We start from the raw sequence: 17,943 nt of genomic DNA, 5'->3' as shown, positions 1-17,943 counted from the left end.
CCGGGCCCTTCCCTCCCGTTTCAGGAAGGAACAGCAGTGAATCACGACGACGAAAACGACCTGTTCAACCGCCTCGAAGCCGAGATGACCGCCCCCGGTGCGGACGTGGTTGACCTGAACAAGGCACGCTCCGCCCGCAAGGACCCGACCGACCAGGAGCGAAGCGAACCGGCTGACGAGCCGGGCGACCCGTCGGCGCCGGTGATGGTCGACGGTCCTGATGTGAAGGGGCCCGGCTACCTGGGCAGGCTGATGGGCGCCAAGCGCCGGGCGATCGTCCCGGAGTGGCTGAAGTCCGCCGACGAGCTGAAGACGGCCGCCGCCTGGGTGGCCAGCCACTACGGCCACACGGCCGGGTACCACGCCCTGCGCTCACCGGTCTACGCCGGACGGTTGGCTCTTCAGGCGCCGCGGGGCGCTGCGAAGTTCCTGGGCGGGACGATGCGTTGGGCATCCGACGCGGAAGGCGACCCGGTGCGGCGCGCCATGGTGGTCAAGGAGGACGCGGCCACCTACCTCAAGCTCTCCCGCCAGCGCGACGGCCGGGTACGGCTGCGCACCCTGGTGGTCATCCTCGCCTCGTTCATCGGCCTGGGTGCCGCGCTTGCCCTGTACGTGCTCGCCCCGGCCTGGCTCATGGCGGTGTCGGTGAGCACAGTGGTGATGGCCCTCGGGTGGGCAGGGGACGCGGCCGACGATCCCGTCATCAACCGGGCGGTGGAGCTGCCCAAGGCCCACAAGCTGACCTCCGACATCGTCCTTCGGGCCCTGGGCGCCCTGGGTATCCCGGCGATCAGCCAGGCCCAGTCCAAGGGCCGCGAAGGGTTCACGTTCACCGCCCCGATCACCCGGGACGGGCCGGGCTGGCGGGCCGAAGGCGACCTGCCGTACGGCGTGACGGTCACCGACGTGATCGAGCGGCGCGACAAGCTGGCCTCCGGTCTGCGCCGGCCGCTGGGCTGCGTGTGGCCCGAAGCGGTACCGGACGAGCACACCGGCCGCCTGGTGCTGTGGGTCGGCGATCAGGACATGTCCAAGGCCAAGAAGCCCGCATGGCCGCTGGCCAAGTCCGGGACGGTGGACCTGTTCAAGGCGGTGCCGTTCGGCACCGACCAGCGTGGACGCTGGGTTGAGGTCACGCTGATGTACATCGCGGGCATCATCGGCGCCATCCCCCGCATGGGCAAGACCTTCCTGCTCAGGCTGCTGCTGCTCATCGCCGCCCTGGACCCGCGGGCGGAGCTGCACACCTACGACATGAAGGGCACCGGCGACCTGGACCCCGTCGGCAACGCCGTCTCCCACCGCCACGCCGCGGGCGACGATGACGAGGCGATCGAGTACGTCATCCGCGACTTCCGCGATCTGCGCACTGAGCTGCGGCGACGCACCAAGATGATTCGCTCCCTGCCGCGCGACATCTGCCCGGAGTCCAAGGTGACTTCGGAGCTGGCCAGCAAGAAGGAACTCGGCCTGCACCCCATCGTGATCGGCGTGGATGAGTGCCAGGTCCTGTTCGAGCACCCCAAGTACAAGGACGAGTTCGAGGAGATCGCCACCGACCTGGTCAAGCGCGGCCCTGCCACCGGCATCGTGCTGCTGCTCGCCACGCAGCGGCCGGACGCCAAGGCGCTGCCCACCGGCATCTCCGCCAACGCCTCGGCCCGCTGGTGCCTGAAGGTCATGGGCCAGTTGGAGAACGACATGGTCCTGGGCACCAGCGCCTACAAGCGAGGCGTACGGGCCACGATGTTCTCCTGGGGCGACAAGGGCATTCACTACTTCGTCGGTGAAGGCTCCGACGCCCGCATCGTCGGCTCCGTCTACGTCGATGGCGTCGGCGCGGACGCCATCGCCCTGCGGGCCCGCAAGGCCCGCGAGGACGCCGGCCTGCTCTCCGGCCACGCCCTGGGCGAGGAGCCGGAGGCCGAAGCGGCAGCGTATGACCTGCTGCGGGACCTGCTGGGCGTGATCCCGGTCGAAGAGGCCAAGGTCTGGAACGAAACCGTCGTTGCCCGCCTGGCCGAGCTGCGGCCCGAGGTCTACGGCGAGTGGGCCGCCGAACAGCTCACCGCGGCCCTCAAGCCCTACGGCATCGCCACTGTCCAGATCGGGCGCCGCCTCAAGGACAAGGACAAGGTCGTCAACCGGCGCGGCATCGAACGCGCCCACATCGTCGCCGCGGTAGCGGAGCGTGACGGAAGCCGCGACGCCGGATGAGCCTGCGGGGCCGCTATCGCTAGCAGTAACCCTCGCTAACGTTAGCGGCCCCGCTAGCACCCTGCACCGCATCTGATCAGGCTGCTAGCGGATAGCGGCCCACCTGCGGAAACCTCTGAAAACCGCCCCGGAGGCCGTTCATGAGCCCCACTGCCCTCGCTATCACCTCCCCACTCATGGTCACGCTCTGTTACGTGGCTCTGTGTGTGGTCAGCCCGTTCGGGAACTGCCGCAAGTGCCGCGGTTTCGGCTACGCCCTCAAGACCGACCGCCGCGGACGTCTCCGCCCCGGCAAGACCTGCCGCCGCTGCCGAGGCGACCGCAAGCGCATCCGGGTGGGCCGCCACCTGTTCAACGTCGCCATGCGCCTGCACCGCGACGGCACCCGCTGACCCGCACACCACCTCACGCCAAGGAGGCCCCTGTGGCTATCACTGTCTCCCTCGTCGCCCTGTTCGGCCTGGTCCTGTTCTTCCTGCTCCGCTCCAAGACCCTCGGCTACGGCTCCGCCTTCATCGCCGTCATGTTCGGCTTCTTCCTCGCCTCCACCGGTGCCTCCGGCCCCATCAACCAGCTCACCCACGCCGTCGTTGACGCCGTCCGGGACCTGTAGGAGAGACCGTGAACGAGCCCACCGCGCCCCGCCGCCCGACCGGGCACCAGGGGGCAGCCGTCGAACTCCACCACCCCACCCCGATCACTCCCGCGCACACCGCACCGCTCGTGCCCGTGCAGCCGGGCAACATCCCCGCCGTGGCAAGCGTGGCCCTCCCGGACGGCCGAGTCGTGACCGGCTACGCCATCGAGCCCGCCAAGCCCGAACCGGCCGCGACCAAGCCGGCCATCTCACGCACGGCGGTCAACATCGCCCTCGGGGGCATCGGGTTCGGCGCCGTCTGCGGCGGGCTCGTACTGCTGACCACGTTCATCGCCGCGCTCGCCGCGCTCATCCACCAGCTCATCATCCTCGCCGCCGTCATCTTCGGCGGCTGGGTCGCCGTGCAGGTCTTCAGCGCCACCGGCCACCGCGACGGCGTGACCACAGTCAACATCCGCAAGGCCGTCATCAAGCGCAACCACTTCCACCGCTGATCACAGGAGGAACCCCACATCTGAATACGCCTGGGGCGGTCGCCTCTCACCACAAGACCGCGACCGCCCCAGCTCTCCATGCCCCTTCACAGAAACAGGAGACCTTCAGCATGACGCATGAGCGCAACACCCAGCTACTGCGCGCTGCCCTGGCAGCCGCCGAACGCGGCTGGCACGTCTTCCCCATCATCCCCAACGACAAGCGGCCAGCCGTCCGCGACTGGCAGACGCGCGCCACCACCGACCGCAATCGCATCGTTCGCTGCTGGACGCACGCCCCGTACAACATCGGCATCGCCACCGGCCCCTCCCGCCTGGTCGTCATCGACCTGGACACCGCCAAGAGCCCCGAGGACCTGCCACCGGCCACATGGGCAGCCCCGGGCGTCGCCGGAGGCGAGGGCGTCCTCGCCGTGCTCTGCGAACGGCACGGCCAGCCCTACCCGGCTGACACGCACACGATCCGCACCGGAAGCGGTGGCACGCACCTGTACTTCAGCGCCCCCGAGGGCGCCGGCCTCCGCAACACGGCTGGGGCGTTGGGCTGGAAGATCGACACCCGGGCGAACGGCGGCTACGTCGTCGGAGCGGGCAGCATCGCTGCTAGCCGCCGCTACGCGACCGTGCACGACACTGCCCCCGCCTCGCTGCCCGAGTGGCTGCTCGGGATGCTCCGCCCCCAGCCGCTGCCGCCACAGAAGCCCGTCACGGTGGCACTCACGACCGACCGGCACGGCAAGTGGCTCAAGGCGGCCGTCGATGGCGAACTGGCCCGCGTTATGGACTCCGCGGCGCACGAGCACAACAACGCGCTCTACATCGCGTCCGTAGCACTGGGACAGCTGGTCAAGGGCGGAGAACTGACCGAGACCGAGGTCACCGGCTGGCTGCTCGCCGCAGCCCTCCAGGTCGGCCAGGGCGAGCGGGAAGCGCTGCGCACCATCGCCTCCGGTCTGAAGGCCGGAGCCGCGCGTCCCCGGAAGGCGGCAGCATGAGCCCCAACCCCATTCCGCCCCTGCACCTGTACTCCGTACCCCGCGAGCCGCAGGCCGCGCCCGACGCACCGCCGGTACGGGAACGGCCGCGGACCGCATGGACGGCAGACCAGCTCATGGCCGCCGAGTTCCCCGAACCGAAGTGGGCGGTGCCCGGCATCCTCGCCGAAGGCGTCAGCCTGCTCGCTGGGCCGCCCAAGGTCGGCAAGTCCTGGCTCTCCCTCGGCCTCGGCCTCTCCGTTGCGGCTGGCACCATGGCCTTCGATTCGGTGCCGGTCAAAGGCGGACCGGTGCTGTACCTCGCACTGGAGGACACCCCGCGTCGCCTCCAGACCCGTATGGGCAAACTGCTTGGCGGCCAGAAGGCGCCGGCCGGTCTGACGCTGGTCACCGAATGCCCGCCGTTTCCGCAGGGCGGCAGCGACGCCATCGCCCAGTGGCTGGACCGCAACCCCGACGCCCGCATGGTCGTCATCGACGTCTTCGCCAAGATGCGCGGCCAGGCCCCCCAAGGCGCCTCCGCCTACGACGCGGACTATGTCGCCGTCGGCTACGCGAAACGCATCGCGGACCACTACGGCATCGCCGTGGTCCTGGTCCACCACGTCCGCAAGATGGCCTCCGAGGACTTCCTCACCGAGGTCTCCGGCACCAACGGCATCGCAGGCGCTGCTGACGCCACCCTCGTACTCAAGAGGGCGCGTGGACAGGCGGACGGCATTCTGCACGTCACCGGTCGCGACGTGAACGAAGCCGAATACGCGCTCTCCTTCCAGGAAGCCTCCGGCGCCTGGCACTTGCTTGATGGGCCCGCCTCCGACCACACCGTCGGCGACACCCGGGCCGCCATCCTCCGGCACGTCCGGGCCAATCCCGGCGCGCGCCCGAAGGACATCGCCGACGCGCTGCCGCAGGCCGATGGCGCCAACGTCCGCCGCACCTGCGCCCGCATGGCGTCTGACGGCCAGCTCACCAAGGACGGCAGCGGCCGGTACTACCCGGACACCGAGACGCGAACGCAAGGCATCCCGGAGGTGTCCCAGCTGTCCCACTGTCCCGGCACCCCATCTGACCAGTGTGAACAGGTGGGACAGCCTGTATTAGAGCTGTCCCACCTGTCCGGCCTTCCCTCCACTTCCAGTCAGCACGGAAGGAACTGACCATGGCCCGAGACGAATGGCTCACCATTCCCGAAGTCGTCCAGGAGCTGCACGACGTATCCCTGTCGACCTTCTACCGCTGGCGGCAGCTCGGGAAAGGTCCTAATGCGATCAAGCTGCCGAATGGTGCGGTCCGCATTCGCCGCTCGGAATTTCAGCGCTGGATCGCGACTTTGGAGGAAGCCGCATGACGCATCGGAATAGCCAGCAGTTTTCGGGCGACCGCAATGGTGGTCGCCCCTCCGGGTTAGATGAACTCATGCTTTCCACCGAAGTGCGGGTATGGAAGGTAAGTAAGATTGCCAGCAAAAAGGCTCCCTATCAACTACGTTGGGTCGTTGCTGGGAGAGTCCGCCACGCTACCTTCCCCACGGTGGCGCTCGCCGAGAGTCGTCGTTCGGAACTTTGGCAGGCAATGCGTAGGGGCGAGGCATTCGACACTGAAACGGGCCTCCCGGAGTCCGAACTCCGTGCTGCCGCCGCGAAGAAGAACACCCGGCCGGACCCATCATGGTGGAACTTCAGCCGTGAATACATGGCTGCTCGCTGGTGCACCACGGCAGCAAAGACACGTGAAGGTCTCGCGGACAGTCTCGCCACAGTTGCGCTCGCCATGATGGGGGAGGGAGCGAAGGCGCCGACGCTGGAAGACGTACGGTTCGCGGTACGTTGGGCTGTCATACCAGCACACAAAGACGAAGAGCCTCCGCCAGAGCTGCAAGTCGCCTGTGCGTGGCTGTCTGCCCGCTCGCTGCCCCTGTCGGCCCTTACGGACCCAAAGGTGCTGCGAGACGTTCAGTACCGGCTCTCGTTCAAGCTGGACGACACCCCAGCGGCGAGAGAGACGTACAAGCGGCGCCGCCGTGGATTCAACACGGCGATGGAGCACGCGATTGAGGCGGGATACCTCGATGAGAATCCGCTTGCCAAGGTGAAGCGGACGGCCTCCAAGGGCGAAGGCGTGGTGGACCCCCGGGTCTTGGTAAACCAGGCGCAAGGTGCCCAGCTCCTCGCTGCCGTCTCGTACGTGGGGTCCATTCACCGGAATCGTGGGCGCCGACTGGTCGGGTTCTTCGCCTGCCAGCTGTACGCAGCCATGCGGCCGGCGGAAGCGGTGGGCTTGCGAGAGGCGGATTGCTACCTCCCCGAGAAGGGGTGGGGCACCCTCACCCTGCGAGAGACGCGTCCCGTGTCCGGCAAGAAGTGGACCGACTCAGGAAAGCGCCACGACAAGCGGGGACTGAAGGCACGGGAGCCCGACGCGGACCGGCCGGTACCGGCGCCGCCCTTGCTGGTAGCGCTTCTCCGGGCGCACATCATGGAGTTCGGCACGGCCAAGGACGGCAGGCTCTTTGCCAACGAGCGTGGCGATGTGCTCGGTACGTCCAGCTACTGGCGGGTGTGGCAGGAAGCCCGGCCGATCGGCTTGCCTCCGGACAAGGCTGTCTCGCCGTTGGGTCGGCGGCCATACGACCTGCGGCACACGTGCATCACGAACTGGCTGAATGCGGGTGTGCCGGTGGCTGAGGTGGCTAGACGGGCCGGCAACTCCCCTGAGGTCATCCATCGCCGATACGAGGGTTGCATCGACGGGCACGAAGAGCTGAACAACAAGAAGATCGAGAAGGCGATGGGATGGGCAAAATCAGTGGAATGAATGTGGAGCGAACTAAGATATCCCGGCACGGAAATAGGGGGTCAGCTAAGCCACTTGGTCAGCAGGCTGAAGACCGTAAATGCGGCGGTAGCAGCAGTAAGCGCGGCGATCACTCTGGCTGCTCTGGGGTCGTAGCCCAGGGCATCATCTTCGACGACGTCCACGTCAATCAGAGAGTGCTGACAAGAATAGGAAGGTGTGCCATCGATGAGAACTAGATAGGTAATTCGGCTGCCCCGGCCGAATCTTCCTGGGCCAACGCGCAGTTCGGCTCCGCTGGCTGTCGCTGGCGGGGCCTGAGCCGTCGAGGGTTGGGCCTCCACACCGAGGATATCGAGGATCGGCACGCCGAGATTCATCCGCAGTGGTTCACCTTGATCGAAAGCAGTACTCGAAACATCGCGTCGGCTAGGGTTGCGCAACTGCACTCGAACCAATCGAGGGTCGACCAAAACGGAACCATTGCGGCGAACCTCCAGGGTCCCGTTCAGGCTCTGATGGTCCCGAAGTAGCGGTGTATCCCGCATCCAGAAATCTATGCGTCGCTTCGGGTTCGAGGCGCGCAAGGTTGCCCACATAGCGCCACCGCCCATGCAGATTGCTGCGACTGCTGAGGCGGCAGCCCAGAAGGTCCCAGATGTATAGAAGGCGTCCGAGGCTATGGCGAGCATGAGCTGATCCAAGCATCCAGGCCGCCGTTCTGTGGTCCGTTCCGGTTCGCTCGCCGCCTCGTGCAGGATCTTCATCCCACACGCCACTCACACGCGATCAGTGACAGGGAATGACAAAGAGCCGGACCCAGTGAGACTGGGTCCGGCTCTAGAAGTCTGGCACTTCAGCAGGTCAGCGGGTTGATCACGCTGTCTTGGCTGGAGTGCCCCCGGCAGGATTCGAACCTGCGCACACGGCTCCGGAGGCCGTTGCTCTATCCCCTGAGCTACGGGGGCGTTGCCGCCTGTGTTCTCGTGGCGACGGATAGAACCCTACCAGCTCTGATGGGGTGTTCATGAACAGGTTTCGCGGGAGGCGAGGGAGGGGTTGGCGCCGAGGTGGCCTGGGCCGTAGCGCATGTGAGGGGCGCCGCGGTGGGGGTCGGGGAAAGGTCCCTCACACGGGGGCGGAAGTGGGGAAAACCGGGACGCAGTCACAGGGGGAGTCCTAGTCTCATGGTGTGCCTGGCTTGTCCGGTCGGATCCTTGTTGTCGACGACAACAAGGTGATCCGGCAGTTGATCAGGGTCAATCTCGAGCTGGAGGGCTTCGAGGTCGTGACCGCGGCTGATGGTGCCGAATGTCTGGATGTTGTGCACCACGTGAAACCTGATGTCGTGACCCTTGATGTCGTGATGCCGCGGCTCAACGGTCTGCACACCGCGGCGCGGTTGCGTTCCGATCCGCGGACGTGGGACATCCCGATCGCCATCGTCAGTGCGTGTACGCAGGGCGAGGTGGACAACGGCGAGTCGGTGGGGGTGGACGCGTTTCTTGCGAAGCCGTTCGAGCCGACGGAGCTGGTACGGACCGTGGGGAAGCTGGTGCGCGAGAGGCGCCAGCGGGAGCGTGGGCCCGAGGGTGGGGCTGAGGAAGAGGACGGGGAGAGCGACGGGGGCGGGGGTGCGGCGGAGCGTGGTGCCGCGTCCGGTGGGGTCGCGACGTCCGGTGGGGTCGGCATGGTGGATGCGGGCGGGGAGTAGCGGAGAGTAGGGGAGCGGGGCGGCGGTAGAGGCCCTGGGCCAGGGGTGTGGGCCGGGGGATGGGCGAGGCTCGTGGATATCCCGGCGCTCTGCCGGTGGGGTGAGCCGGGGTCCGTGTCTCGACGCCGTGGCAGGACGGGCGTCGCAGCCTTCCTGGAACCTCGTGCGGAGTGTCCGGGGCGTGTGGACTGTCCACAGGGCGAAACCGGGTCGCATGCCTACCCCCGGTCTCCCATACGCTTGTCCTGTGACCCCCGCTGAGCTCTCCCGTACCGTCCTGCGCTCCGTGCGTGGTGCAGTGGAGGAGCAGGAGCTCTCCGTGCCTGTGCCGGCGCGGATCGTTGTCGAGCCGCCGCCGCGGCCGGGGTGTGGGGACTACGCCTCCAATGTCGCGCTGCAGCTCGCGGGGCCGGCGGGTCGGCCGGCCCGGGAGGTCGCCGAGATTCTGCGGAACCGGCTGGTCGGGAGCGCGGGAATCGCCCGCGTCGAGATCGCCGGGCCGGGGTTTTTGAACTTCACCTTGGGGGACGGGGCGCTCATCGCGCTCGTACGGGAGGTGCTGGCGCAGGGGGACGGCTACGGGGGGCCGAGTGCGGGGCAGGGCTCTGGTGCCTTCCGTCCGGTGGCCGGTTCCACGGCTGCCGACGCCCGTGCTGCTGTGGTCGCCGAGGTGCTGGCGCAGGTCGACGCGGCGGCCGGGCGCTCCGACTGCCAGGTCGACGGGCACCCCGTGCTCGCGCCCGCTCCGTACGACCTCGCCACTCTCACCGCCCGCCTCGGGCCCGACGACGCGCGCTGGGTGTTGTTGCGGCCGGTCGCGCATGATCCGGTGCGGGTGCCCGAGCGGCCCGTGCAGCGGGAGAGCAATCCGCGGTTCCGGGTGCAGTATGCGTACGCGAGGGTGCGGGCGCTGGTGCGGAACGCGGGTGAGCTGGGGTTTGTGAGCGAGCCGGGGGATGTGGGGTTTCCGCCGACGGATGGCGGGTCCTCGCCTGCCGCTCCGTCCGCGCCGCTGCCCTCCGCACCCGCCGCTCCATCCCTCCCGAGCCTCCAGGCTCTGCAGACCTCGCTCGCCACCTACCCCTCCGTCATCGAAGTCGCCGCGCGGCTGCGGGCGCCGGACCGGGTGGTACGGCATCTGGAAGCGACGGCGGATGCGTTCTTCCGGTGGCATGACGTCTTTCCGCCGTTGCCCGTCGGGCAGCAGAAACCCTTGGCCGTGCATCGTGCCCGGCTGGCCCTTGCCGAGGCCAGTGGGACGGTGCTCGCCAACGGCCTGCGTCTGCTCGGCATCTCCGCTCCCGAACACCTCTGAACGATTTTGAGGGGATCTCCACAGTCATGAGTCGCTCCGCGCACCCTGCAGGGCCCCGGCATGCTGACGTGTTGCCCGAGGGGCACTACGCCGGGCCGCCCGCCGATCTCAATACCCTCGACCCGCGGGTCTGGTCCCATACGGTCTCGCGCAATGCCGACGGTGTGGTCACCGTCGGCGGGCTGGACGTCACCGCGCTCGCCGCGGAGTTCGGTACACCGGCGTACTTCCTGGACGAGGAGGACTTCCGGGCCCGCTGCCGGGCATGGAAGGACGCCTTCGGCCCGGGGGCCGATGTGTTCTACGCCGGAAAGGCGTTTTTGTCCCGGGCCATTGTGCGATGGCTGAACGAAGAGGGGCTGAATCTCGACGTTTGTTCCGGGGGCGAGCTGGCCACGGCGCTGGCGGCGGGAATGCCGGCCGAGCGGATCGCCCTGCACGGGAACAACAAGAGCACCGAGGAAATCACCCGGGCCGTGGAGGCAGGGGTCGGGCGCATCGTGCTCGACTCGTTCCAGGAAATCGTGCGGGTCGCCCATATCGCGGAGCGGCTGGGCAAGCGGCAGCGGGTGCAGATCCGGGTCACGGTCGGTGTCGAGGCGCATACGCATGAGTTCATTGCGACGGCGCACGAGGACCAGAAGTTCGGCATTGCGCTGGCGGACGGACAGGCCGCGGAGGCCGTGCGTCGCGCGCTGAAGCTGGACGGGCTGGAACTCATCGGAATTCACAGCCATATCGGGTCGCAGATTTTCGATATGGCGGGCTTTGAGGTGTCCGCGCGCCGCGTGGTGCAGTTGCTGACCGAAGTGCGGGATGAGCACGGCATCGAGCTGCCCGAGATCGATCTGGGCGGCGGGCTCGGCATCGCGTACACCTCGGACGACGATCCGCGCGAGCCGCACGAGATCGCGTCGGCACTGGGCGACATCGTGAGCAAGGAGTGCGCGGCGGCGGGGCTGGGCGTGCCGCGGCTGTCGGTCGAGCCGGGACGGGCGATCGTGGGGCCCACGGCCTTCACGCTGTACGAGGTAGGCACGGTCAAGGAGCTGGAAGGCCTGCGGACGTATGTGTCCGTGGACGGGGGGATGTCGGACAACATCCGCACGGCGCTCTACGACGCGGAGTACAGCGTGGCCCTGGTGTCCCGCACCTCCGACGCCGCGCCGATGCTCTCGCGCGTGGTGGGCAAGCATTGCGAGAGCGGGGACATCGTCGTGCGCGACGCCTTTCTGCCGGCCGATGTCGCGCCGGGAGATCTGCTCGCGGTGCCGGCCACCGGTGCGTACTGCCGTTCCATGGCGAGCAACTACAACCACTCGCTGCGGCCGCCCGTCGTAGCCGTAAAGAACGGTGAAGCCAGGGTGATCGTCCGGCGGGAGACGGAGGAAGATCTCCTGCGGTTGGATGTCGGGTAGGGCCGGATCGCCGGGTCCCGGCCCCGGATGAAATAAATGTCTCGGCATCTGGACGATGGGCGGAAACTGCCGTCCGGTGCGTGAGACTGGTGCATTAGCAAGCTGGAATTCGCTGATCGATGAGAAGCAGAGGTCGAATGATGCGTACGCGTCCGCTGAAGGTGGCGCTCCTGGGCTGTGGTGTTGTCGGCTCAGAGGTGACGCGCATCATGACGACGCACGCCGACGACCTCGCCGCCCGCATCGGTGCGCCCGTGGAGCTCGCCGGGATCGCCGTCCGCCGCCCCGACAAGGTGCGCGAGGGCGTCCCGGCCGAGCTGGTCACCACCGATGCGACCGCGCTCGTCAAACGGGGCGACATTGATGTCGTGATCGAGGTCATCGGCGGTATCGAGCCGGCCCGCAGCCTGATCACCACCGCTTTCGAACACGGCGCGAGTGTGGTCTCCGCCAACAAGGCACTGGTCGCGGCGGACGGCGCGGCGCTGCATGCGGCGGCCGAGACCAATGGCGCGGATCTGTATTACGAGGCCGCCGTCGCGGGCGCGATCCCGCTGGTACGGCCGCTGCGCGAGTCCCTGGCCGGCGACAAGGTCAACCGAGTGCTCGGCATCGTCAACGGCACCACCAACTTCATCCTCGACAAGATGGACTCGACCGGGGCCGGCTACAGCGAGGCGCTGGACGAGGCGACCGCGCTCGGCTACGCCGAGGCCGACCCGACCGCCGATGTCGAGGGCTTCGACGCCGCCGCCAAGGCCGCGATCCTGGCCGGTATCGCCTTCCACACCCGCGTGACCATCGACGATGTGCACCGCGAGGGCCTCACGGAGGTCACCGCGGCCGATATCGCCTCCGCCCAGCGGATGGGGTGCACGGTCAAGCTGCTGGCCATCTGCGAGCGGGCCGCGGACGGTGCGTCCGTGACCGCGCGGGTGCATCCCGCGATGATTCCGCTGACGCACCCGCTCGCCTCCGTCCGCGAGGCGTACAACGCGGTCTTCGTCGAGGCCGACGCGGCCGGCCAGCTGATGTTCTACGGGCCGGGCGCCGGCGGCGCGCCGACCGCCTCCGCGGTCCTCGGCGACCTCGTCGCGGTCTGCCGCAACAAGCTCGCCGGAGCCACCGGCCCGGGTGAGTCCGCCTACACACGGCTGCCCGTCAGCCCCATGGGCGCGGTCGTCACGCGGTACCACATCAGCCTCGACGTGGCCGACAAGCCCGGCGTTCTCGCGCAGGTCGCCACGATCTTCGCGGAACACGGCGTATCGATCGATACGGTCCGTCAGCAGGGCAAGGACGGCGAGGCATCCCTCGTCATCGTCACCCACCGAGCGGCGGACGCGGCCCTGTCGTCGACCGTCGGGGCACTGCGCGAGCTCGACACCGTCCGTGGTGTCGCCAGCATCATGCGGGTCGAAGGGGAGTAAAGGAACCCATGTCTGCCAATTCCACTGTGACCACGGCAAGCAGCCAGTGGCGCGGAATCATCGAGGAGTACCGCGACCGGCTTCCGGTCAGCGACACGACCGAGGTCGTCACCCTCCGGGAGGGCGGCACCCCTCTCGTACCCGCCCAGGTGCTCTCCGAGCGCACCGGGTGCGAGGTGCACCTCAAGGTCGAGGGCGCCAACCCCACCGGCTCCTTCAAGGACCGGGGCATGACGATGGCCATCACCCGCGCCAAGGAGGAGGGTGCCAAGGCGGTCATCTGCGCCTCCACCGGCAACACCTCCGCCTCGGCCGCCGCCTACGCGGTCCGGGCCGGCATGGTCTGCGCCGTGCTCGTCCCGCAGGGCAAGATCGCGCTCGGCAAGATGGGCCAGGCGCTGGTCCACGGCGCGAAGATTCTCCAGGTCGACGGAAATTTCGACGACTGTCTGACGCTCGCCCGGAGCCTCTCCGACAAGTACCCGGTCGCACTTGTGAACTCTGTCAACCCGGTGCGCATCGAGGGCCAGAAGACCGCGGCCTTCGAAATCGTCGACATGCTCCGCGATGCGCCCGACATCCATGTGCTGCCCGTCGGCAACGCCGGCAACATCACGGCGTACTGGCGGGGCTACAAGGAGTACGCGGCCGACGGCATCGCCTCGCACACCCCGCGCATGTGGGGTTTCCAGGCCTCCGGCAGCGCGCCGATCGTGCGCGGTGAGGTCGTCAAGGACCCGCACACCATCGCCACCGCCATCCGCATCGGCAACCCCGCCTCGTGGTCGTTCGCGGAGCAGGCGCGGGACGAGTCCGGCGGCTCCATCGACTCCGTGACCGACCGTCAAATCCTCGCTGCCTACCGCCTGTTGGCCGCGCGGGAGGGCGTCTTCGTGGAGCCCGCCTCGGCCGCGTCCGTCGCCGGTCTGCTCAAGGCAGCCGAGGAGGGCAAGGTCGACCCCGGCCAGCGCATCGTCTGCACGGTGACCGGAAACGGTCTCAAGGACCCGGACTGGGCGGTGGCCGGAGCGCCGCAACCGGTCACGGTCCCGATCGACGCGGACGCCGCGGCGGAGCGCCTCGGTCTCGCCTAGGTCGCCCCGCACCCCCGCGCGGGGGTGCGGCCGTACGGGCGGACCTGCGCGTACGGCACCCGGTGACGGGGCGGCGGACGTCCCGTCACCGCTTGCACAGCAAAGTGTGCAAAGGCTGCAAAGCCCAGGGAAGACAGCGTCGGGGCACAGGAAGGCGCGCGACACGCATCGTGCGCCTCCTGTGCGCCCTATGTCGCGACAGAACCTTCCTTCGATAGGCTGGCACCAACTCCCCTCCCCACGGCATAACGCAGTGGCGTTCAGGGCAGGTCAGAACAGACCCCACGAGCCGGCCGGGCACTTCGGTGCCTTGGCGCTTTGTGGGGCAGTACCGCAGCATCAATCAAGGAGAGTCATCGAGCGATGGCCGGTCCCGCGTTCCGCGCCGCCGCCGTCCGGGTGCGCACCCCCGCTACCAGCGCCAATCTCGGTCCCGGCTTCGATGCCCTGGGTCTTTCCCTGGGCCTGTACGACGATGTCGTGGTGCGTGTCGCCGACTCCGGCCTGCACATCGACATCGCAGGTGAGGGTGCCGACTCCCTGCCGCGCGACGAGAGTCATCTGCTCGTACGGTCGATGCGCACCGCCTTCGAGCTGCTCGGCGGACAGCCGCGCGGCCTGGAAATCGTCTGCGCCAACCGCATTCCGCACGGCCGCGGCCTGGGGTCTTCCTCCGCCGCCATCTGCGCAGGCATCGTCGCCGCCCGTGCGGTGACGATAGGCGGTGAGCAAAAGCTCGACGACACCGCACTGCTGGAGCTGGCCAACGAGATCGAGGGCCACCCCGACAACGTCGCCGCCTGTCTGCTGGGCGGTTTCACGCTCGCCTGGATGGACACCGGCACCGCCCACGCGATCCGGATGGATCCCGCCGATTCCATCGTTCCGGTGGTCTTCGTGCCCGGAAAACCGGTGCTGACCGAGACCGCCCGTGGACTGCTGCCGCGCACCGTCCCCCATGTGGACGCCGCGGCCAACGCCGGCCGCGCCGCACTGCTCGTCGAGGCCCTGACCAGGCGCCCCGAGCTGCTGCTCGCCGCGACCGAGGACCGACTCCACCAGGAATACCGCGCTCCCGCGATGCCGGACAGCGTGGCCCTGGTGAACCGACTGCGCGCGGACGGCGTCCCTGCAGTCGTGTCCGGTGCGGGCCCGACGGTGCTCGCACTGGTCGAGGATGCGGCGGCCGAGAAGGTCGCGGCACTGGCGGGAGAGGGGTGGGCGGCCAACCGGCTGGCCCTCGATGCGGCAGGCACCTGTGTCCTGCCGCTCGCCGGGTGATCACGCGGGTGATCGACGATTGCCGGTCTTGGAGAGGGGGAATGTTTGTTGGACCCGGTAGTGTTAACCTCAAGTCAGTACTCGACGCCTGAGTGGCGCGGTGCTTCGTGTCCCCCATAGGGACCACTTTCTTCCGGGAGCCTCCCAAACTGCTTGGAGCAATGGCCTGAGCAGAAGTGAGCACGCTCCGGAATCGGCGTGACGGCATGGCCAGTCTGCATCTCTTCACGCCGGAGCCATGAACTGATTCTCTCCGCCACTTCCGGCGGGACCACCGCCCCGGCCCGGTCCATTGAGACCAAGGACCCAGCCGGACAGCACAACCGGTCGCCGAGCCAGACAGGCCGACGCCCGCTCCAGGGAAGGACCCTTCGTGAGCGACACCACCGATCTGATGGGCGCGCGCACCGATGGCAGTGCCACCGCGCCCGCCACGGACGCTCCCGCCGCTCCTGCTACCACGCGGCGCCGCCGTTCCGGCACCGGCCTTGACGGCATGGTCCTGGCAGAGCTGCAGCAGGTCGCCTCCGGCCTCGGTATCAAGGGCACCGCGCGGATGCGCAAGAGCCAGCTGATCGAGGTCATCAAGGAGAAGCAGGCCGGAGGCTCGGGCTCCGCCGCCAAGGCCGATGCGTCCGCCGACACCGAGACCAAGCCCAAGCGCCGTTCGACCTCCAAGGCCCGTACCGGCGAGGACGGCGCCGAGCAGGCCGGCAAGGCCGCCAAGTCCGACAAGGGCGACAAGGCCGCGGACAAGTCCGGGAGCCAGCAGCAGATCGACATCCCCGGCCAGCCGGTCAGCGACGAGCAGCCGGCCGGCGAGCGCCGCCGGCGCCGTGCCACCGCCGCCGCGGGCAGCCCCGAGGGCGCCTCGGGCGACCTCAAGACCGAGACCAGGGTCGAGGCGAAGACCGAGGTCAAGGCGGATGCCAAGACCGACACCGCGACCTCCCCGCAGGAGACCGGCGAGGGCCGGCCGAGCAAGAGCGGCGAGCGTCAGGACCGCGGCGACCGCCAGGACCGCGGCCAGAAGGGCGACCGCGGCGACCGTGGGGAGCGCGGCCAGCGCCAGCGCGACCGTGACCGCGGTGACCGCCGCAAGGGCGACGCCGGTGACGGCGGCCAGGGTGGTCAGGGCGGCCAGGGCGGCCAGCGCCAGCGGGACCGCCGTACCGATGACGACGACGACTTCGAGGGCGGCCGCCGGGGCCGTCGCGGCCGCTACCGCGACCGCCGTGGCCGTCGCGGGGGCCGTGAGGACTTCGGCAACGAGCCGCAGGTGACCGAGGACGACGTCCTGATCCCGGTCGCGGGCATCCTCGACATCCTCGACAACTACGCGTTCATCCGGACCTCCGGCTACCTGCCCGGCCCGAACGACGTGTACGTCTCGCTCGCCCAGGTGCGGAAGAACGGCCTGCGCAAGGGTGACCACGTCACCGGCGCGGTCCGCCAGCCCAAGGACGGCGAGCGGCGCGAGAAGTTCAACGCGCTGGTGCGGCTCGACACCGTCAACAGCGTGGCGCCCGAACAGGGCCGCGGACGGCCCGAGTTCGGGAAGCTGACGCCCCTTTACCCGCAGGAGCGACTGCGCCTGGAGGGTGAGTCGGGCGGTCTGACGACCCGGATCATCGACCTGGTCACGCCGATCGGCAAGGGCCAGCGCGGTCTGATCGTGGCCCCGCCGAAGACCGGCAAGACCATGATCATGCAGGCGGTCGCCAACTCGATCACCCGCAACAACCCCGAGTGCCACCTGATGGTCGTCCTCGTCGACGAGCGTCCTGAAGAGGTCACCGACATGCAGCGGTCGGTCAAGGGCGAGGTCATCTCCTCGACCTTCGACCGCCCGGCCGAGGACCACACCACCGTCGCCGAGCTGGCCATCGAGCGCGCCAAGCGTCTCGTCGAGCTGGGTCACGACGTGGTCGTCCTGCTGGACTCCATCACCCGTCTGGGACGTGCGTACAACCTCGCCGCCCCGGCCTCCGGCCGCATCCTGTCCGGTGGTGTCGACTCGACCGCGCTCTACCCGCCGAAGCGCTTCTTCGGTGCCGCGCGCAACATCGAGGACGGCGGTTCGCTGACCATCCTGGCCACCGCGCTGGTCGAGACCGGCTCGCGGATGGACGAGGTGATCTTCGAGGAGTTCAAGGGCACCGGCAACCTGGAGCTCAAGCTCGACCGCAAGCTCTCGGACAAGCGCATCTTCCCGGCGGTGGACGTGGACGCGTCCAGCACCCGTAAGGAAGAGATCCTCATGGGCAGCGACGAGCTCGCCGTCGTGTGGAAGCTGCGCCGGGTGCTGCACGCCCTGGACCAGCAGCAGGCCATCGAGCTGCTGCTGGACAAGATGAAGCAGACGAAGTCCAACGCGGAGTTCCTGCTGCAGATCCAGAAGACGACGCCGACCGCGGGCAACGGCAACGACTGACGCCCGTAGGGCGCGCCCTGGCGCGGTAACGCACAGCCCCCCTCACCCCCTCTGGGTGAGGGGGGCTGTGCGTTGGGTGGCCGCGTGTGGCGCGGGTGGCGTACGGCGTCTGCGATCCGGACCGCGTTCGGTGTGCGATACACGCGCCGCGGTT

General features: G+C 68.7%; 16 protein-coding genes and 1 tRNA gene. 15 read left to right on the top strand and 2 right to left on the bottom strand.

Annotation, left to right across the window (positions count from 1 at the left end; all coding sequences use genetic code 11):
• Positions 1 to 36 precede the first annotated feature (36 nt).
• From ACGFWI_RS27350 to ACGFWI_RS27315, 8 genes are all read left to right on the top strand, one after another.
• A complete protein-coding gene (locus tag ACGFWI_RS27350) occupies positions 37 to 2,220 on the top strand; it encodes a cell division protein FtsK (protein ID WP_393908685.1) in 2,184 nt (727 codons plus the stop codon).
• 140 nt (positions 2,221 to 2,360) lie between these two features.
• Complete coding sequence (locus ACGFWI_RS27345) at positions 2,361 to 2,612, top strand: hypothetical protein (RefSeq protein WP_393908684.1); 252 nt, start codon at positions 2,361 to 2,363, stop codon at positions 2,610 to 2,612.
• A gap of 32 nt (positions 2,613 to 2,644) precedes the next feature.
• Positions 2,645 to 2,833, top strand: coding sequence for a hypothetical protein (locus ACGFWI_RS27340; RefSeq protein WP_393908683.1), 189 nt, complete (start codon positions 2,645 to 2,647; stop codon positions 2,831 to 2,833).
• 8 nt (positions 2,834 to 2,841) lie between these two features.
• A complete protein-coding gene (locus ACGFWI_RS27335) occupies positions 2,842 to 3,312 on the top strand; it encodes a hypothetical protein (protein ID WP_393908682.1) in 471 nt (156 codons plus the stop codon).
• 110 nt (positions 3,313 to 3,422) lie between these two features.
• Positions 3,423 to 4,307 (top strand): bifunctional DNA primase/polymerase, encoded by an 885-nt coding sequence (locus tag ACGFWI_RS27330; protein WP_393908681.1) that lies wholly within the window; start codon positions 3,423 to 3,425, stop codon positions 4,305 to 4,307.
• A complete protein-coding gene (locus tag ACGFWI_RS27325; protein WP_393908680.1) occupies positions 4,304 to 5,467 on the top strand; it encodes an AAA family ATPase in 1,164 nt (387 codons plus the stop codon). Before ACGFWI_RS27330 ends, ACGFWI_RS27325 begins: the two co-directional genes overlap by 4 nt.
• A gap of 2 nt (positions 5,468 to 5,469) precedes the next feature.
• Positions 5,470 to 5,658, top strand: coding sequence for a helix-turn-helix transcriptional regulator (locus tag ACGFWI_RS27320; protein WP_393908679.1), 189 nt, complete (start codon positions 5,470 to 5,472; stop codon positions 5,656 to 5,658).
• Positions 5,655 to 7,124, top strand: a complete 1,470-nt coding sequence (locus ACGFWI_RS27315) for a tyrosine-type recombinase/integrase (protein ID WP_393908678.1) — start codon at positions 5,655 to 5,657, stop codon at positions 7,122 to 7,124. The genes ACGFWI_RS27320 and ACGFWI_RS27315 overlap by 4 nt, the downstream gene beginning before the upstream one ends.
• A gap of 41 nt (positions 7,125 to 7,165) precedes the next feature.
• Here the strand turns inward: ACGFWI_RS27315 and ACGFWI_RS27310 are convergent, their stop codons facing one another.
• Positions 7,166 to 7,870 carry a hypothetical protein gene (locus ACGFWI_RS27310; protein WP_393908677.1) on the bottom strand — a complete coding sequence of 235 codons (705 nt, stop codon included), beginning with the start codon at positions 7,868 to 7,870 and terminating at the stop codon, positions 7,166 to 7,168.
• 129 nt (positions 7,871 to 7,999) lie between these two features.
• Positions 8,000 to 8,071 (bottom strand) — tRNA-Arg (locus ACGFWI_RS27305).
• A 233-nt stretch (positions 8,072 to 8,304) separates the two neighbouring features.
• Between ACGFWI_RS27305 and ACGFWI_RS27300 the strand changes: the two genes are divergently transcribed.
• The 7 genes from ACGFWI_RS27300 to rho all read left to right on the top strand — a co-directional run bounded on the left by ACGFWI_RS27300 (position 8,305) and on the right by rho (position 17,789).
• The gene (locus tag ACGFWI_RS27300; protein WP_393908676.1) at positions 8,305 to 8,817 is read left to right on the top strand and encodes a response regulator; all 513 of its coding nucleotides are present in this window, start codon (positions 8,305 to 8,307) and stop codon (positions 8,815 to 8,817) included.
• Between the two features lie 247 nt (positions 8,818 to 9,064).
• Entirely contained in the window at positions 9,065 to 10,132 is a 1,068-nt protein-coding gene (gene nrtL / locus ACGFWI_RS27295) for an ArgS-related anticodon-binding protein NrtL (RefSeq protein ID WP_393908675.1), read from the top strand.
• Positions 10,133 to 10,158: 26 nt separating this feature from the next.
• Positions 10,159 to 11,550, top strand: a complete 1,392-nt coding sequence (gene lysA / locus ACGFWI_RS27290) for a diaminopimelate decarboxylase (protein WP_393908674.1) — start codon at positions 10,159 to 10,161, stop codon at positions 11,548 to 11,550.
• A 137-nt stretch (positions 11,551 to 11,687) separates the two neighbouring features.
• Positions 11,688 to 12,980, top strand: a complete 1,293-nt coding sequence (locus tag ACGFWI_RS27285) for a homoserine dehydrogenase (protein WP_393908673.1) — start codon at positions 11,688 to 11,690, stop codon at positions 12,978 to 12,980.
• Positions 12,981 to 12,988: 8 nt separating this feature from the next.
• Positions 12,989 to 14,074: a threonine synthase gene (gene thrC / locus ACGFWI_RS27280; protein WP_393908672.1), complete on the top strand. Its 1,086-nt coding sequence runs from the start codon at positions 12,989 to 12,991 to the stop codon at positions 14,072 to 14,074.
• A gap of 363 nt (positions 14,075 to 14,437) precedes the next feature.
• The gene (thrB, locus tag ACGFWI_RS27275) at positions 14,438 to 15,355 is read left to right on the top strand and encodes a homoserine kinase (RefSeq protein ID WP_393908671.1); all 918 of its coding nucleotides are present in this window, start codon (positions 14,438 to 14,440) and stop codon (positions 15,353 to 15,355) included.
• A gap of 373 nt (positions 15,356 to 15,728) precedes the next feature.
• Positions 15,729 to 17,789, top strand: coding sequence for a transcription termination factor Rho (gene rho / locus ACGFWI_RS27270; protein WP_393908670.1), 2,061 nt, complete (start codon positions 15,729 to 15,731; stop codon positions 17,787 to 17,789).
• Positions 17,790 to 17,943 lie beyond the last annotated feature (154 nt).

The sequence above is a fragment of the Streptomyces sp. NPDC048434 genome, assembly GCF_043200375.1.
Classification (GTDB): Bacteria; Actinomycetota; Actinomycetes; order Streptomycetales; family Streptomycetaceae; genus Streptomyces.
This window is presented reverse-complemented; position numbering and strand designations above follow the sequence as displayed.

What these genes read in the sequence shown, in the direction of transcription:
- ACGFWI_RS27345 (WP_393908684.1), top strand. Translation starts at nt 2,361, where the DNA reads ATGAGCCCCACTGCCCTCGCTATCACCTCCCCACTCATGGTCACGCTC.
- ACGFWI_RS27330 (WP_393908681.1), top strand. Translation starts at nt 3,423, where the DNA reads ATGACGCATGAGCGCAACACCCAGCTACTGCGCGCTGCCCTGGCAGCC.
- ACGFWI_RS27325 (WP_393908680.1), top strand. Translation starts at nt 4,304, where the DNA reads ATGAGCCCCAACCCCATTCCGCCCCTGCACCTGTACTCCGTACCCCGC.
- ACGFWI_RS27320 (WP_393908679.1), top strand. Translation starts at nt 5,470, where the DNA reads ATGGCCCGAGACGAATGGCTCACCATTCCCGAAGTCGTCCAGGAGCTG.
- ACGFWI_RS27315 (WP_393908678.1), top strand. Translation starts at nt 5,655, where the DNA reads ATGACGCATCGGAATAGCCAGCAGTTTTCGGGCGACCGCAATGGTGGT.
- ACGFWI_RS27310 (WP_393908677.1), bottom strand. Translation starts at nt 7,870, where the DNA reads ATGAAGATCCTGCACGAGGCGGCGAGCGAACCGGAACGGACCACAGAA.
- lysA (WP_393908674.1), top strand. Translation starts at nt 10,159, where the DNA reads ATGAGTCGCTCCGCGCACCCTGCAGGGCCCCGGCATGCTGACGTGTTG.
- ACGFWI_RS27285 (WP_393908673.1), top strand. Translation starts at nt 11,688, where the DNA reads ATGATGCGTACGCGTCCGCTGAAGGTGGCGCTCCTGGGCTGTGGTGTT.
- thrC (WP_393908672.1), top strand. Translation starts at nt 12,989, where the DNA reads ATGTCTGCCAATTCCACTGTGACCACGGCAAGCAGCCAGTGGCGCGGA.
- thrB (WP_393908671.1), top strand. Translation starts at nt 14,438, where the DNA reads ATGGCCGGTCCCGCGTTCCGCGCCGCCGCCGTCCGGGTGCGCACCCCC.